Source organism: Flavobacterium cyanobacteriorum (assembly GCF_002251835.1).
In the GTDB taxonomy this organism is placed as follows: domain Bacteria; phylum Bacteroidota; class Bacteroidia; order Flavobacteriales; family Flavobacteriaceae; genus Flavobacterium; species Flavobacterium cyanobacteriorum.
On record NZ_NOXV01000218.1, the window covers coordinates 1 to 16,033 of the forward strand.

Genomic DNA, 16,033 nt, shown 5'->3' on the forward strand with positions numbered 1-16,033 from the left:
AGCTGGAAATTAATTTAATACAATTTTTGTCGTGTACTTAAAAAAAACTATTAAGTGCTGTAATTATACCGCCACAATGTGGTACTTTAGCGTTTATTTTTTTGCAACCCTTACATGATAAAAGCGTTACATTATATCGGAATGTACTTCCTGATGATTAAGGAAGTATTTAATAAACCTACAAAGTGGAAGGTGATGAAACCCCTTATCCTAAAAGAAATTGATGACCTGATTATCGGGTCCATGGGTATTGTTGCCTTTATTTCATTCTTTATCGGCGCGGTTGTAGCCATACAGACGGCCCTCAACCTCAACAACCCGCTTATCCCCAAATCGCTTATCGCTTTTGCCACAAGGCAATCGGTAATACTGGAGTTTGCACCCACTTTTATTTCTATAATCATGGCAGGGCGTGCCGGCTCGTATATTACTTCCAGTATCGGCACCATGCGCGTAACCGAGCAGATAGACGCACTGGAGGTTATGGGTGTTAACTCGCTTAACTATCTTGTTTTCCCAAAAATAATCGCGTTCCTGCTCTATCCTTTTGTAATATCGGTATCCATGTTCCTGGGAATATTGGGCGGCTGGATAGCCGGTGTATATGGCGGGTTTGTAGGCAGTGATGAATTCATACAGGGTATCCAGACCGAATTTAAACCTTTCCACGTCTTCTATGCCTTTTTTAAAACCTTTATTTTTGGTTTCATGCTGGCTACCATACCATCATTCCATGGTTTTTTCATGAAAGGCGGCGCGCTTGAAGTGGGTAAGGCAAGTACCACGGCATTTGTGTGGACCAGTGTGGTAATTATCCTGCTCAATTATATAGTAACACAATTGCTTTTAAGCTAATGATAGAAGTAAAAAACATAGAAAAATCATTTGGTGAGGCTAAGGTGCTTAAAGGCATTTCTACAACCTTTGATACCGGCAAGACCAACCTTATAATAGGCCGTAGCGGTTCGGGTAAAACAGTTATGCTCAAGAGCCTGCTGGGCATACATACCCCTGATGCCGGTTCCATTTCTTTTGACGGCCGAATTTATTCAGAGCTTACTCCTGATGAAAAAAGGGCGCTGCGTACCGAAATAGGCATGGTGTTCCAGGGCAGTGCGCTGTTCGACTCCATGAATGTGGAAGATAATGTAGGCTTTCCGCTGAAAATGTTCACTAAAAAGAACAGCCGCGAGGTAAGGGAACGCGTAAACCAGGTGCTGGAGCGCGTGAACCTGAAAGATGCCAATAAAAAATTTCCCAATGAACTCTCGGGAGGTATGCAGAAAAGGGTAGCTATTGCGCGGGCTATTGTAAACAACCCGAAATACCTGTTTTGTGATGAGCCAAACTCGGGCCTTGACCCGGAAACATCTATCCTTATTGATGAGCTGATACAGGAGATTACACGCGAGTATGACATTACCACCGTGATCAACACCCATGACATGAACTCGGTGCTCCAAATCGGGGAAAAGATTGTATTCCTCAAAAACGGGGTTAAAGAATGGGAAGGCAACAAAGAGCAAATACTGGAAACACGCAATAAATCAATTGTAGAATTTGTATATTCCTCAGACCTTTTCAAGAAAGTGCGTGAAAGCCTTCTTGCGGAAGAAGAGGAAGATACATAGCTCTAAATGGAACAGGCTGCCGGGCAGGATTCGGTGGAGCTTAAGTCCCGGTATAGTTTTAATAAGTAAAGGTTATGTACATTTCTCACAAAAATATTGATGCTCCGGCGCCCGATACTATTGTATGGAAATACCTTGACCTGTCCAAATTCCTGGACCTGCTCCTATGCAGGCAGTTGTTCATGTCGCGCTCAGACAAATTTGAAGACCAGTACGAAGGCACCTTCAGCGAGCCTACCTTTGAAGAACTTAAAAAAATATCTGAACATAAGCCCGGGTTTCTGGACGCTTACAAGAACCACCGGAAAAATATTGTGGTGAGCAGCTGGCACATCAATGAATATGAATCGTTTGCGATGTGGCAGATATTTACTAAAAATAACGAAGGCCTCGCCATACAGTCGACCGTCAACAGGCTGCAGGAAGCGCTGGTACCGGAAAGCCGGTTTGAACAGCACATTGGGGAAGTAAAATATATAGACTATAAAAAAGAGCATATACCTTTTGACAATGACTTTTTCCCGTTCCTGTTTAAAAGGAAAAGCTTCCAGTATGAACGGGAGGTGCGGATTATATCAGACCTGAGGAAATACAACAAGAATATAAATGACGGTATTAAGGTTGACATTGACGTTAATGCCATGATTGAAGCCCTATACATACACCCAAAATCAGAAAACTGGTACAAGAACCTTGTTATACAGCTCATGCAGCAACTGGGTTTTAATTTCAGGATTGAAAAATCAGACCTGGAAAGCGAGATTTTGATTTAAATGGGTTTAGCCGGATGTTAAGCTATTGAGGTAAAAACACCGTGTTGAGTGGTTGTCCCGGAAGTTTTTTAAGTAATTCCTGACTGGCACTATTTCAAAAAAAAGTTGTGATTAGAATTAGTATATACCAAAAAAAAGCTATACTACTGTTACTGGCGGCAACAGAAGTCCTTTAAAATGTTGCTTGTCGCAATATTGTTTTTCCTACTGGGATAAGTGCTGTTTTTTCTAAGGAATGGGTCTTTCCATTGATTAATTTTATTTCTATCCTGCCATTTTTATATTTTGCGGTTTGATTTTTTTTAAAACTGTATTTTGCGGCAGATAGTGGCTCATACATTACATCTGAAAAATTTAATGTATAATTTTTCCCTTTAATTTCCCTGGCTTTAATGGGCAATGCAAAAAGCAACGCGCCATAAGTAAAGTAATGTTTACCAGCATTATCCTTATTAATCTTAACTTCTGCGTCAAAAGAAATACTTACACTGTCATTGGCGGCAAATTCCCTTTCAATTACTATAAAATCATCTTCTATTTTAAAAATTTCATCCGTTTTTACTGTTTTTACCCAATCAGGTTTCCTGATTTTTAAGGTGAATTTTGATGATTTTGTTTGCGATATTTTAAAGCTGAAATCATTTTGATAAGGATACCGGGTCTTGTTTTCAATTTTAAGTTTACTTCCATTCATCTGAGTTTTTAAGACATTGGGCATTAACAGTGTGGCAACCAAAGTGTGTTCATTTTCTTTCATCCACGAATTCTGGATAAAATAAGGCGTAATTCTTCCAGCATTAGGATTGCAGCACACCGCTATATCCTGGTGAGCCGGCGAGTATTTATAACGTGTCTGTTTTCGGTGGGTGCCTGTTTCGCCATTTTTAGTACCTGACATTTCAAAGGAATTATCTGTTTTTAAGTAAGCAATACAAGAATGTATTGGATTTCTGGAACCTTGTGCCGCATTATAAAAAATATTTTCTATCTTATCTCCAATGGCTGCATTTCCCGTTTTTTGAAGCAGCAGGTTATAACTGTCCAGCAGTTCCTGTAACGAACAATATTCATAGCCTGTATGTGTAGCATCAGCATTCCGCTCTGCAATCCACTCATCACCAATAGCGCCTCCACTAATTGTAGTGGCATTTTTTATCCTTTCTAAATATATATCCAGTGCCCTGGATAACTCTGCGCTTTGGGAAGCATATTTTGCAATAATCAAAGCCCTGATATGCTCATAAGTATGTACCCCGTGAGATTGTAGTTTGTATTCAGGATTAAGAATATTTTTCAATTGAGCATCAGCTTCGGATTGACAGGTGTTTGAAAAATCATTATAAAGAAACAAAGCATAATCCCTGTATTTTTGATTTTTGGTATAAAAGTAAAACCTTTCTAAAACATCCGTAAATGTTAATCCGTGTGATACGCCACCATTAAATGAAGTCCCGGAGCTAAACGGACTTGAATTGTTAACAGGATAGTTTAACATTACATTTTCTACAGCTCTCTTAACTGCCGTGAGAACCTCTTTATCTTTTGTGTATTCGTAGTACGCTAATAAACCACGGTATAAACTGGCTTTTGACCATAATTCTCCATTTTCGGAATTGAATCTATAACGAAGTTCCTTGCCGTATATCCCTATGTAGCCATCTTCATCCTGGGTTTTAAGGATAGCCTCAACATATTTCTTAACTTTTTCAATGCCGTCTTTATCCCCTAATAAAAATATATTCCGCAAATAACCGTCCCACCAGTTAGACTGGGTTTCGCTATTCCACCATTTATACTGCTCATTACCTTCTGGATCTCCGGCTTTTAGATTGCCTAAGTCTTTAGCTTTGGAGTGTTTTTGCAGGCGCCCTGTACCATAAATTGGGTCGTTAATTAATTCAGGAACAATTTTGTCCAAATTTCCCACAAAACCATCTATATCTTTTTGCATTTGTTTCTTGAGCCAGCCTATTGGCTTTATACTTCCAAAAGGCAAAAAAGTTAATTTTTCCATGGCATTTTGAGCAAAGAATTACATTATGAATATAGGATGAGTCATAGGATAGTGTTTCCATTAGTTAAACACGTTAAAGGCTACGGTTTCACAATTTTTAATCGCTCCTGATGCTATACTTTTGCTTTATGCTAAAAACCCCGGGAATGGAATAAGCGTTATTTGACCGGCTCATAAACCGAAACATTCCAGTCGGGGGAAGAAAGGTCGGCAAAATGGTAATGTACTAAATCATTTTTATCAAAAGCGCCATTCTTATTAATATCCTCAATTGTACGGAAATAAAGGCGGTTTTGTGTTTCGATAATATTCCAGTCTATAAGTTCCTGCATGTCGCTTGAAAGCTTTTTGAACCCGTTTCCGCTTATATCGCTGATGTACAGCGACCGTATATCATTGGCATCTATTTTTCCGTCACGGTTTGTATCGGAGTCTACCAAAGTATATACCAGCAACTGTTTTTTTAGCCGTGTTGCAATAGTATTTAAATATGTCGCTGTTTGTATCTGCAGTTTCGTATTGGTAAGCGGCCTGAGCGAAGTAGAATCTATATGCTGGAATTTGAGGTTTTCAAAGTAGCCTGTAATTTCATACTGGTTGTAATTGGATATGGCATAGCTGACAGAACTGTTGGTCCTGCTGCTGCCATAAATTTTATTACTTGTGTCATATACCCTTATATCGCCCACAGGATGTATAAGGTATTTGGTTCCTTCCATGAGTATAGGGAGATCGGCTACTTTAATATCGGTAGTATCATTTGCCGCCGCCGAACTTCCGCTGCTTTTCGGTGCTTCATATCTTACTTTAGGTTTTTCCCCCTCTTCGCGGCAACTGAAAATACCTGTAGAGACGACAGCTAATAGGGCAAGAATGGCTTTTCTCATAATATGTAAAGGGTTGTTGTCCAAAAGTAAGGAAATTGTTTCAATAATTATATCCGGACATTAAGCTTTAAGCTGAAAACGCGGGTGGTAAGGTAATTGGGTATACCATACTGTGTCTTAGTATAAACATCGCGTACCCAGGTATTGGTAATGGCATTCTGGTTATTGAACAGGTTAAATATTTCCAACCCGAGCGCCAGCTCCCTGAATTTACTGAGCCAGTGGCCTTGGGGGTATTGCTTTTTCCCATCAACAAATACGTATGAAAAACCTGCATCGGCCCGCCTGTAATCGTTAAGCCTCAGCTGGTACTGGTAAGGGTCGGCATACGATGGGGAGCCGCCCGGCAACCCTGTATTATACACCAGGTTCAGGTATAGCCTTAAGCTGGGTATGTTAGGCACGTAGTCCTGGAACAGGACACCAAATTTCAGCCTTTGGTCTGTAGGCCTTGCTATATAGCCCCTGTCATTAAGGTTTTCTTCGGTACGCATATAGCCGAAGCTGAGCCATGATTCTGCCCCGGGTACAAACTCCCCGTTCATCCTTACATCAAGCCCGTATGCATAGGCTACGGCATCATTATTGGCCCTGTAGCGTATCCTTACATTTTCGAGTGTGTAGGTATTGACATCATCCAGTTTTTTATAATATGCTTCGGATACCAGCCTGAAAGGCCTGTTCCACAATTTAAAACTGTAGTCATTAGCCAAAACTATATGTATTGACTGTTGTGCTTTTACATTAGGCCGTACAATTCCAAGAGAATCGCGGAGTTCCCTATAGAAAGGGGGCTGATGGTAAAATCCTCCTGAAAGACGGAAGAGCATGTCCTTTTCCCAGGCAGGTTTTATAGAAAACTGTACTCTTGGGCTAAAAGTAACCTGGCTGTTGCCATTAGCGCCGCGGGTAGACACTACCCACTGGTGTGCCCTTACGCCCGCATTCATGAATATGTCGGCAGTACCCAGTTTTGCCCTTCGGCTCCACTGCGCATAGCCCGAAAAGCGGTTAATTTCCACAAAATTGGTAGCCCTCACGTTTTGGTAAGGCACAAGTGGCCCGAAATAGGGGTTGTAGGGCTGGTCGTTTACCGGCAGGTCAATCCGTGGCGGGTTAAGCGAAAAACCGGCAGAGTCAATTACTTCCCACTCCACAAGCCTGTCCCTTATATCCTCCCGGGTATATTTGAAACCCCATTCCACCTGGTTTTTCTTTATGTTGTGCAAGCCTTTAACTTCGCCATTAACAATAAGCGCATCAAGGTTATTGCGTGCATGGTTAAGCTGGCTGCCCACGCCGCGGGCAAAACGTATATCACCGAAAGTATCAGAGCCTATATTGGTGTCTACTTCACCAAGAGCATACTGTGCCAGTATATCAAAATGTTCCTGCTCCTGTGTGTGGTAAACCGACCCGATTACTTTCAGCGTAAAGTTATCTGATACTTTATAAGTTGATTTTACAGCGCCGAAATACGTTTCATATTCATCTTTCTCCTGGCCGTCATAAACAATCTGTAGGGCTATAGGGTCATCAACCGTACCAAAATTGGTCTGCCTGCTCAGTGGCTGGTAGTGGTATTTATTCTGCGATATATTACCTAAAAAGCTCAGTTCCCATTTTTCGTTCGGATTAAAATTTACCATTGTTTGTATATCCGCAAAAGTGGGCCTGAAGTTGGTTTGTGTTTCCTGGCTGTTTACCAGCAGGCTGTTGTCGCGATAACGCACTCCCGTTATAGCATTCCACTTACCGTTTTTTGATACCCCTTCCGCGGTAAGGCTCCCTCCAAGGAAGCTGGCTTCGAGCGCTGCACCGAAACGCACGGGCCGCCTGTAGGTAATATCAAGCACGGATGACAGCTTGTCGCCAAACCTGGCCTGGAAACCGCCTGCAGAAAAATCTACATTTTCCACCATGGCTGTATTAGTGAAGCTCAGCCCCTCCTGCTGTCCTGAGCGGATAAGGAACGGGCGGTATATTTCTACATCTTCAACATATACAAGGTTTTCGTCGTAATTACCACCTCTTACAGCATACTGGGTACTGAGTTCATTGTTAGAGTTCCCCCCTAAAAGTTTAATAATATTCTCTACCCCCGCATTGGCACCGGGTATATTGCGTATTACATCGGGCGATATGGCAGTAAGCCCTTCTACCCTTCTTTTCCCTGTGTCACTTTCAATAACGACACCTGTGATTTCCTGGTAGCCGCTAACCATCAAAAGGTTGAATTCAAATTTGTCATTGGCCTGCAGGCTTATATTTTCTACAGAAGAAAGCCTGAAGCTGATATGTTCAAACCAAACAATCACTTTCCGGTTTACAGGTAATTCAATCCTGTAAAAGCCGGTGCGGTCGCTCACAGTACGTATGGTACCTTCAATATCAGCATAATATATATTAACACCTTCAACAGGCTGCCGGTTTTCGTCAAGTATAACGCCATACATTACGGGCTTTTTTTGTGCAAATGCCGCTGTAGTGATCAGTATAAATAATATTGCGGTTAAAGTTTTAATCGTTCTCAACAGGCGGAGTATTTTGGGTTCTGAAAAAATGAGTATCAAAGGTAGCAGAATTTCCTACATTATCTGTAACCATGATTTTTAATTCGTTTTTACCTTCGGCAACTATTCCGTCACTGAAGTTATGGTGAATCGTTTTCTTTTTATAATCATAATGCATCAGTGCCCATTTCCCGTTAAGCCAGGCATCGAATGTAGCGATACCCGAAAGTTCATCACTTATCCTGACGCTGAACGTATCTTTCTTGCTCAGCCATTTACCTTCCTTAAAATCAGGGGCATAAATTTTAGGGGCAACTGTATCCTGCGCCAGCTTATATTCGCCCAGCGTCTTTACTTTTGCTACCAGCCTGCCTTCTTCCAGGCGGCTTTCATTGTAAAATATTTTTTTATCCGTAACGCCAGCTATAAATGTTTTCTGCAGTACAGGGGCAGGCAGGTGTGCCACATCAAAAGAGAGTTCAACATATGTATGTACGGGCACCGTAGGGTAATGCAACTGCAATATAGAGTCTTTTACTTTAAAATCAAGATAAAAATCTTCATAAAAAGCATTGGCGGGTATGAATACAGAAACGTTATTGTTTGTGTAGTTATGGTCATAGCCGGCCCTGACATAATATGGTGTTATTTTCCTGGGTTCAGTAACCGTAGCCGGCTCATCAGAATATTCCACACTTCCGTAAATGACAGCTTTATTTTGATGAAAATCAGAAACTTCAATTTTAAAATTCTGCACGTTGCCCGGTTTAATGTCAAACTGCCCGTTAGATTTATTACTTTTTATGATTGAAAGGTTATATGGATTCTTAACAAAAAGCTTTTGGAAACGCAGTCCAGTTGAATAATAATGACTATAATCTATAAAATAATTTACATAACGCGATTCATTAAAAGCAAAAGTATCAAATGTGTAACCAAACGATGGTGTGCCGTTACAAAAGGTTTCCACCTTATAGATGCCATTATTGCTCATACTTCCGGCTGATTTATCAGTGGCATATATGGCAAGTCCAATTTTGCCTTTCGCCCTGATTTTATCAACCAGGTAAGTACCTTCGGGTGTATGCCTGAGGCTAACAAGGTAAGGCTTCCTGGCCTGGTTTATTACAGCATCATCAGATAATGGATAGACCATGATACCATGGATGAATGGAGCTATTGTATCAGTCATACTCTGGCTCAACCCGAAAAGCAGCGGATTGATAATGGCTTCAGTTTTTGTGTCCCGGTACTCAAAGTGCAGGTGCGGACCACCTGACCCGCCGGAATTGCCTGAATATGCTATAAGTTCGCCCTTCTGGACTATAATCTCCCCCGGTTTTAGCATTTGGTCAATTTCAAAAGATTGTTTTTTGTATTGCTTGTCCCTTATAAAGTCATCTATTTTAGGAGCATACTTAAGCAGGTGGCCATATACTGTAGTATATCCGTTGGGGTGGTCAATATACAATGCGAGGCCATAGCCATAAGCTGACACTTTTATCCTGGAAACATAGCCCTCTGCGGCGGCATATACCGGAAAGCCTTCCTTTTGTTTTGTGCGGAAATCAAGCCCTGAGTGAAAATGATTGTTACGCAGTTCGCCAAACGTACCTGAAGGATGCACCGGCAAGTCCATAGGCGATCGGAAATAATCCTGCGGATATTGGTTCTGGGCAAGGGACAAAGCGGTAAAAAACAATAGTAAATATGGCAATCTCATCTTGCTAAAATATAAAAAATGCGGGCAAAAACAAGAATACCGGCATTAAACTTATAACTGTTTGCAAAGCAAAATATTACAACCTAAAAAAACATTTTGTAACATTTTTTAGTTAAACAGTTGTAAATAATGAAAGGAATAGTAACTTTGTATAATCATGTAATGAAAACTGACGGGAATGAGCGGGTTAACCGAATTAGTTGATTCTCTTGAGCTTAAACTTGACAGGCTGGTCCAGAAAGCGGAACAGCTTGAAAAGGCTAACCAGGAACTGAAAAATGAAATTTCAAGGTCAGCATCGGTAATACGCACACAGTCAGGCGAGATTGATTCATTAAAAAAACAAATTGAGTCTTTACGCATAGCCAATTCATTACTGGGCAGTGACGACAATAAACGGGAAACAAAACTCAAGATAAATTCATTGATCCGCGAAATTGATTATTGCATAGCACAACTCTCTGATTAGGAAAGATGGATGAAAAGCTTAAGATAAAGATATCAATTGCCGACAGGGTATACCCGCTAACAGTGGACATGTCGCAGGAAGAAGGGCTAAGGAGCGCTTCAAAAAAAATTGATGCCATGATTAAGCAGTTTGAAGAAAACTATGCCGTGAGGGATAAGCAGGATGTACTGGCTATGTGCGCACTGCAATTTGCGGCGCAGGCTGAACAAAGAAACATCGAAAAGTCAGCTGATGTTGAAACAGCTTTGCTGAGGCTTGAAAGGATGAATGAAAAAATTGATGCTGTTCTCTCAAAATAAAAAACGTTCTTTACATACGTCAATAATACTGCCTACATTAGTACATATTTGATAAACTCAACGCCAATTCTTTAAAATGGGCGAATCACCGCTACTAAAGCAAGCTGCCCCGGGCAGATCCTTGAACAGCGGGTTAGCTCAAAACTTGTCAATACGAGTTTATACAATCATCCTGATGTAGGCTTTTTTATTATACATTACAAGCAACCTAACTATGGATTCTACATTATTAATAATTATTGCCTGTATCGCCGGGATAGGGATAGGGTTCGGAATTGCAAAATTCCTCGAGAAAAAAAATGTTTCTAACCTGCTTAAAAATGCCAGGAAAGAAGCCGCATCAATACTGAAAGATGCAAAAAATGAGGCTGAAGCCGCTAAAAAAGATAAAATACTACAGGCCAAGGAAAAATTCCTGGAGCTGAAAGCCGAGCATGAGCAGGTAATACTGGCCAGGGATAAAAAGATTGCCGAAGCCGAGAAAAGGACCCGCGACAAAGAGTCGCAGGTTTCAAATGAGCTTGCCAAATCAAAAAAACTGAACGATGAGCTTGAAACCAAGATTGCTGACTACAACAACCGTATTGACCATCTTGATAAAAGGCAGCAGGAAATTGACAGGCTGCACAAAAGCCAGGTGGAGCAGCTTGAAGTAATTTCGGGCCTTTCGGCAGAAGATGCTAAAAACCAGCTTATTGAAAGCCTGAGAGCCGAGGCTAAAAGCAGCGCTATGTCCCACATCCAGGAAACTATTGAAGAAGCAAAACTTACTGCGCAACAGGAAGCCAAAAAAATCATCATTAATACCATACAACGTGTTGGCACCGAAGAAGCGGTTGAAAACTGCGTATCGGTTTTCAATATTGAGTCAGATGACGTAAAGGGCCGTATCATAGGGCGTGAGGGCCGTAATATACGTGCGCTTGAAGCTGCTACCGGTGTTGAAATCATTGTTGACGATACCCCTGAGGCTATTATATTATCCTGCTTTGACCCTGTGAGGCGCGAAATTGCCCGCCTTGCGCTGCACAAACTGGTAACCGACGGAAGGATTCACCCGGCGCGTATTGAAGAAGTTGTAGCCAAAACAGCCAAGCAGATAGAAGACGAGATAGTTGAAGTAGGAAAACGTACGGTTATTGACCTTGGCATACACGGCCTGCACCCTGAGCTTATAAAAATAGTGGGCAGGATGAAGTACCGCTCATCATACGGGCAGAACCTGCTACAGCACTCGCGTGAGGTAGCCAAGTTGTGCGGTATCATGGCTGCTGAACTGGGACTGAACGTTAAGCTTGCCAAAAGGGCCGGCTTACTGCACGATATAGGTAAGGTACCAGACACGGAAAGCGACCTGCCACACGCTTTACTGGGTATGCAATGGGCAGAGAAATATGGTGAAAAAGAAGAAGTCTGCAACGCTATAGGTGCCCACCACGATGAAATTGAGATGAAGTCGCTGCTTTCGCCTATTGTGCAGGTGTGCGATGCCATATCAGGCGCAAGGCCGGGCGCCAGGAGGCAGGTGCTTGACTCATACATACAAAGGCTTAAAGACCTTGAGGATATTGCCTATGGCTTCGGCGGCGTGAAAAGCGCTTATGCCATACAGGCCGGACGCGAACTTCGTGTTATAGTAGAAAGTGAAAAAGTAAGCGACGAAATGGCGGCCAACCTTTCTTTTGAAATTTCACATAAGATACAGACAGAAATGACGTATCCGGGACAGGTAAAGATTACCGTGATACGCGAAACCCGCGCTGTTAATATTGCTAAATAAAGTTTCCGTTACGGGGCAAGTCTAAAACCATGAAAGATAGTGAAATGCCCTAAATAAAAAAGCTTACCTAGTTTGTAAGCTTTTTTATTGAAAATTAAAAATTAAAACTGCATTTTAGCATAATGAAACGTTCCACAAGGTTATGTGAAGATACAGACCTCGCATAATCAGTTATAGAGATTGTTGTGAAATTTTTATTATTAGTAAGGTTCCTGCCAATTAATGAATATTCGACTTTTTTATTTGCTGATGTATATCTCAATTCAGTGTCTAAAAACCAATAATTATTATTAATTGATAAGTCCGGCATTATGAAATTTAATGTCGCATTTGCCTTTATATTAGACCTTATTTTCAAGATAGATTTTAGTGAATTTGATAGAGTACTAAATTTATTTTGAGTGGCATCGCCCAATAGTGATGTGATATGTATGAATGACGTTTTATTTTCGAAATCGAACATACCCCTTAAACCGGTTCTTCCTGTAATATCAAAAAAAGCAACTTTATTTTCAACATCTCTAAGATTAGATTCATTAACTACATTTTTACTTTGTGATATAGAATAGTTTACATTTATCTGTAGCGTAGTACGCATAAAGTGAAAATATTTTTCCCCATTGATATTTATGTTATAATTTTTGTTTCCGACGTCAAGCTGGAAAAATGTCGAAGCTGATATATTTGAATTTATAATATTTCTAACAAAATAATCATTTATTCTATAATTATGACCTAATGATATTTGAAAAGTAGTTAAATTATAAAAATCGTTGAAACTGTAGTTCAATAAGTAGCTATGTGTTTTTAAAAACGTTACGTCTACTTCATTATTTACGAAACTACGGTAATCGTTAAGTACAAATCCTCCAAAGATATTTTTTTCCTCTGGAGCCGTTTGGCTAAAGCTGTAGCGAGCACTAAGAGAGGATTTCCGGTTGAAGAAATACCTGACATCTGCTGCTGGTATAAAAATTAAATCATTCTCTTTATTATACTTGCCCTGACTGTGATTAAAAAGTTTAAACTTGTAATACTGTGCGGATAAACCTGCTGTAAATGCAAACTTTTTTTTTGCGTAACTATAACTGCTTCCAAAGTAAGGCATCATAATATTGTATTGCAGGTCATTTTGAAAATTTAAAGATGTACGTTCTTCACCATTACCAGCAATTTCGTAAAGCCTTGATTCAAAGTCATTGCTATTCATCTTATAACCGCCCTTAAATAACAACCGGGTATTTTTTGATTTAATAAAATATTGAAAATTTAATACTAAATATTCTTTATCAAACCGGGCTGACTGGCGGTTCTCAATTATCGTACTGTTATCATTAAATAGTGAGGTTCCCGGAGACAGCAAATATTCTTGTGGAGAACTACTTTTTGAAAAATGACTGTAACCTGTAAAGGCACTGTTTGGAGAAATCCGTTTAGTAAAAATAAGATTTTGCTTTAAAAAAATATTTGTTGTTTTTACTTTATTGGATTGGTTAATCTGATTGTTAACTGACTGGCTACGGAAATCAATATCTTCATAATTAATTTTACCGAGGTACTCCCACATAAGGCTATCTGCCGATTTATGCAGCACTTGCCAGTTTACATTATATAGACGCGGCTTTTTTTTTAAGATTTCAGATTCTGACACCTGGAAACTCTCATTATTGAAAGAATAAATGGATAGCCTTGAATTTCTCCTCGAAATTTTATCATCATACACACCAACATTAACTTTGGAGCTTGTCCGGTCTGAAAATTTATATAAGAAGTTTGAATTTAAATATAAACTGTTATTAATGCGGTGATAGCCCTCATCAAGATCTGAATAAAAATTCCCTTGATACAACAACTGAGGTGTTAAATATGTTTTATCTCCGTCATGACCTGTAGAAACTATCTCGGAAGTAAAATCGTAAGGCGACATATTATTACCAATATTATTAAAAGTACCAATAGAAAATCCTTTTATTTTTCTATTTATGACCAATCCAGTTGCGGATAAATCATATTTATCCCTAAAGCCATACCCGGCCTCGGCATTACCAGATATATCAAACTTTCCTTTTTTTAAGACAAGGTTCAATGCAACATCGTCACTATTAATAAGGTTTTTTAATAAAGGATTATCATTAAAGTTTTCTACAGCCTGTACTTTATCAATAATTTCTGAATTAATATTTCTACTCCCAATGGTGTATTGTAAATCAAATAGGTCATCACCATCCAACAGCAATTTCTTTATGCTTTTGCCCTTATATTTAATCTCGCCATTCTTCTCTACCTTAATTCCTGGCATTTTTTTTAAGAGGTCTTCAACCACCCTTTCTGTACCATCTTTAAATGAATCAGGATTATATGTAACAGTATCATTTCTTACAACTATTGACTGCTTATGCTCAATAACTACTTCTTTTAACTCGGTAATTCTTTGTTCAAGAATAAAATCGACCTTGTGACTGCTTCGATCCTGTACATTATAAAGGGTCTTTTGAGTAGGCTCATAATCAACTGCGTTTACATCGATTATTAAAGAATCCTGTTTTGACTTAAGGTTTATTTCATAAAAACCGTCTTTGTTAGTAGTTGTAAACTGATATATTAAATTAGGAGATGTTACTTTTCTTATTGTAACAAATACATTATCAACACCACTCTTTTTATCTGATATTATACCTGTAATAGTTTGAGCTTTGAATTGAAAAGATATAAGAAAAAAGAAAAATGACAATAATAAATTTCTCATTGTAAAATAAGGGCTATTATGCTATTAAAAAATATTCTTAATCAACATAATATTCTATACCCCTGTTAGGAACAACAATTTGTGAATCAGATGATGATCTGTATGAAATTGTTTTCTCGAAGTATAATTTATATATTTTTTTAAATTCAGCCCAAGTAAGCATCCTTTCGCTGATATTGAATGGACAGTATATTGTCTCAGAACTTTTAGTAATTTCTTTGGCTCTAATGTGTACCGTTTTATCTTCGGAAATTACTTCAAGGACTAGGCCGGGTAGCCCATCAAATTTAAAAGGCCCATTGCTATATGGAATCTTTGAAGCAAAGTAGGCTCTATACTCTCGGCCCCGAAACCAGCCTGTCGCTTCCTGTGCCTCATATCCCAAGATAATCTTGTGGTTATCATTAATCTTCCATGTAATTCTGTAAGTGTCATCTTTAACAAGCCTTGTCCTGCCACCCATTCCGTTAGTTTCATCATAGATTACAGTTCCATTTTTAATATCCTTAAAAAAAACTTGTTTGTAATCATTACTGGAGCTACTTATTGATCCTAATATCTCATTTTCGACAATGGTATCTTTAGGAATAATTGTGTAAGTACTATTATCCTGGTTTGTTATCAGGACACCATTTTCGAAATAATAATTACCGTAATCATCTTTTTGATCTAACAAAATACTGTTATACTTAACCGTTAATGTTTGAGATAACATTACCTGGCAAAAAATTAAAATGGAAAATAAAGGCTTCATCTTGTTAAAATATAGATTATCCCCTTTTACCGGGATTGGTAAAAGGGGATTAATAATTTATGGAGTTCCTGACCCTTCTTCAACACCATTATTTGTCACGGTAAGAGAATAAGACCTTTCTTTTGCTTTGTCAGCGTCTGCTTGTGCTAACGCACATGCACGCCCCTTTGCTATTTCTTGATCTTTATGGGTATAGCACCTTGTAGCTGTCCTTTTTTCTCTGCCCTGTGTTGCAGTCCGAGTACAACACTGCTCAACCAGTGCTTTTTCTTTTTCTCTTGATACTCTCTCGAAAGTTTTCTGATTGTTTGCAAAGCATGTGGCTACCATTGCTATACATGCAAAACCGCTTAATAGAAACGTTTTCATAATTAAATAAAATTGGTTATTGATTTAAACAAATAGAAGTGGTTTAAACTTTTATTTTATTAAATTTCTTTAGTG

General features: G+C 39.2%; 13 protein-coding genes and 1 other RNA gene. 7 read left to right on the top strand and 7 right to left on the bottom strand.

Annotation, left to right across the window (positions count from 1 at the left end):
- Positions 1-114 precede the first annotated feature (114 nt).
- From CHU92_RS05165 to CHU92_RS05175, 3 genes are all read left to right on the top strand, one after another.
- A complete protein-coding gene (locus CHU92_RS05165; protein WP_094413273.1) occupies positions 115-855 on the top strand; it encodes an MlaE family ABC transporter permease in 741 nt (246 codons plus the stop codon).
- Positions 855-1,631, top strand: a complete 777-nt coding sequence (locus CHU92_RS05170; protein ID WP_094413274.1) for an ABC transporter ATP-binding protein — start codon at positions 855-857, stop codon at positions 1,629-1,631. Before CHU92_RS05165 ends, CHU92_RS05170 begins: the two co-directional genes overlap by 1 nt.
- A 74-nt stretch (positions 1,632-1,705) precedes the next feature.
- Positions 1,706-2,404 carry a DUF2971 domain-containing protein gene (locus CHU92_RS05175; protein ID WP_094413276.1) on the top strand — a complete coding sequence of 233 codons (699 nt, stop codon included), beginning with the start codon at positions 1,706-1,708 and terminating at the stop codon, positions 2,402-2,404.
- A gap of 172 nt (positions 2,405-2,576) precedes the next feature.
- Here CHU92_RS05175 and CHU92_RS05180 read toward each other — a convergent pair whose 3' ends face one another.
- From CHU92_RS05180 to CHU92_RS05195, 4 genes are all read right to left on the bottom strand, one after another.
- Complete coding sequence (locus CHU92_RS05180) at positions 2,577-4,418, bottom strand: beta-L-arabinofuranosidase domain-containing protein (protein ID WP_094413278.1); 1,842 nt, start codon at positions 4,416-4,418, stop codon at positions 2,577-2,579.
- A gap of 158 nt (positions 4,419-4,576) precedes the next feature.
- On the bottom strand, positions 4,577-5,305 hold the full coding sequence (locus CHU92_RS05185; protein WP_094413280.1) for a CREC-EF hand family protein: 729 nt from the start codon (positions 5,303-5,305) through the stop codon (positions 4,577-4,579).
- Between the two features lie 47 nt (positions 5,306-5,352).
- Positions 5,353-7,839, bottom strand: coding sequence for a TonB-dependent receptor plug domain-containing protein (locus tag CHU92_RS05190; protein ID WP_394335737.1), 2,487 nt, complete (start codon positions 7,837-7,839; stop codon positions 5,353-5,355).
- Positions 7,826-9,541, bottom strand: a complete 1,716-nt coding sequence (locus tag CHU92_RS05195; protein ID WP_094413285.1) for a M23 family metallopeptidase — start codon at positions 9,539-9,541, stop codon at positions 7,826-7,828. The genes CHU92_RS05190 and CHU92_RS05195 overlap by 14 nt, the downstream gene beginning before the upstream one ends.
- A 178-nt stretch (positions 9,542-9,719) precedes the next feature.
- Here CHU92_RS05195 and CHU92_RS05200 point away from each other — a divergent pair, with 178 nt between their 5' ends.
- The 4 genes from CHU92_RS05200 to rny all read left to right on the top strand — a co-directional run bounded on the left by CHU92_RS05200 (position 9,720) and on the right by rny (position 12,089).
- Positions 9,720-10,010 (top strand): hypothetical protein, encoded by a 291-nt coding sequence (locus CHU92_RS05200; protein ID WP_094413287.1) that lies wholly within the window; start codon positions 9,720-9,722, stop codon positions 10,008-10,010.
- Positions 10,011-10,015: 5 nt separating this feature from the next.
- A complete protein-coding gene (locus CHU92_RS05205) occupies positions 10,016-10,309 on the top strand; it encodes a cell division protein ZapA (protein ID WP_094413289.1) in 294 nt (97 codons plus the stop codon).
- Between the two features lie 55 nt (positions 10,310-10,364).
- Positions 10,365-10,470, top strand: a non-coding RNA gene (gene ssrS / locus CHU92_RS05210) — 6S RNA.
- 53 nt (positions 10,471-10,523) lie between these two features.
- Positions 10,524-12,089 carry a ribonuclease Y gene (rny, locus tag CHU92_RS05215; protein WP_094413291.1) on the top strand — a complete coding sequence of 522 codons (1,566 nt, stop codon included), beginning with the start codon at positions 10,524-10,526 and terminating at the stop codon, positions 12,087-12,089.
- A gap of 94 nt (positions 12,090-12,183) precedes the next feature.
- Here the strand turns inward: rny and CHU92_RS05220 are convergent, their stop codons facing one another.
- Genes CHU92_RS05220 through CHU92_RS05230 form a run of 3 tightly spaced genes read right to left on the bottom strand, consistent with a single transcriptional unit; the run spans position 12,184 to position 15,958 of the window.
- Positions 12,184-14,835: a peptidase associated domain and porin domain-containing protein gene (locus CHU92_RS05220; RefSeq protein WP_129583016.1), complete on the bottom strand. Its 2,652-nt coding sequence runs from the start codon at positions 14,833-14,835 to the stop codon at positions 12,184-12,186.
- 37 nt (positions 14,836-14,872) lie between these two features.
- Complete coding sequence (locus tag CHU92_RS05225) at positions 14,873-15,589, bottom strand: GLPGLI family protein (RefSeq protein WP_094413295.1); 717 nt, start codon at positions 15,587-15,589, stop codon at positions 14,873-14,875.
- Positions 15,590-15,646: 57 nt separating this feature from the next.
- On the bottom strand, positions 15,647-15,958 hold the full coding sequence (locus CHU92_RS05230) for a hypothetical protein (protein WP_094413297.1): 312 nt from the start codon (positions 15,956-15,958) through the stop codon (positions 15,647-15,649).
- Positions 15,959-16,033: the final 75 nt, after the last annotated feature.

Bases quoted from the DNA above. Each gene is read 5' to 3' on its own strand.
- CHU92_RS05165 (WP_094413273.1), top strand. From the start codon at position 115: ATGATAAAAGCGTTACATTATATCGGAATGTACTTCCTGATGATTAAG.
- CHU92_RS05170 (WP_094413274.1), top strand. From the start codon at position 855: ATGATAGAAGTAAAAAACATAGAAAAATCATTTGGTGAGGCTAAGGTG.
- CHU92_RS05175 (WP_094413276.1), top strand. From the start codon at position 1,706: ATGTACATTTCTCACAAAAATATTGATGCTCCGGCGCCCGATACTATT.
- CHU92_RS05180 (WP_094413278.1), bottom strand. From the start codon at position 4,418: ATGGAAAAATTAACTTTTTTGCCTTTTGGAAGTATAAAGCCAATAGGC.
- CHU92_RS05185 (WP_094413280.1), bottom strand. From the start codon at position 5,305: ATGAGAAAAGCCATTCTTGCCCTATTAGCTGTCGTCTCTACAGGTATT.
- CHU92_RS05195 (WP_094413285.1), bottom strand. From the start codon at position 9,541: ATGAGATTGCCATATTTACTATTGTTTTTTACCGCTTTGTCCCTTGCC.
- CHU92_RS05200 (WP_094413287.1), top strand. From the start codon at position 9,720: ATGAGCGGGTTAACCGAATTAGTTGATTCTCTTGAGCTTAAACTTGAC.
- CHU92_RS05205 (WP_094413289.1), top strand. From the start codon at position 10,016: ATGGATGAAAAGCTTAAGATAAAGATATCAATTGCCGACAGGGTATAC.
- rny (WP_094413291.1), top strand. From the start codon at position 10,524: ATGGATTCTACATTATTAATAATTATTGCCTGTATCGCCGGGATAGGG.
- CHU92_RS05220 (WP_129583016.1), bottom strand. From the start codon at position 14,835: ATGAGAAATTTATTATTGTCATTTTTCTTTTTTCTTATATCTTTTCAA.
- CHU92_RS05225 (WP_094413295.1), bottom strand. From the start codon at position 15,589: ATGAAGCCTTTATTTTCCATTTTAATTTTTTGCCAGGTAATGTTATCT.
- CHU92_RS05230 (WP_094413297.1), bottom strand. From the start codon at position 15,958: ATGAAAACGTTTCTATTAAGCGGTTTTGCATGTATAGCAATGGTAGCC.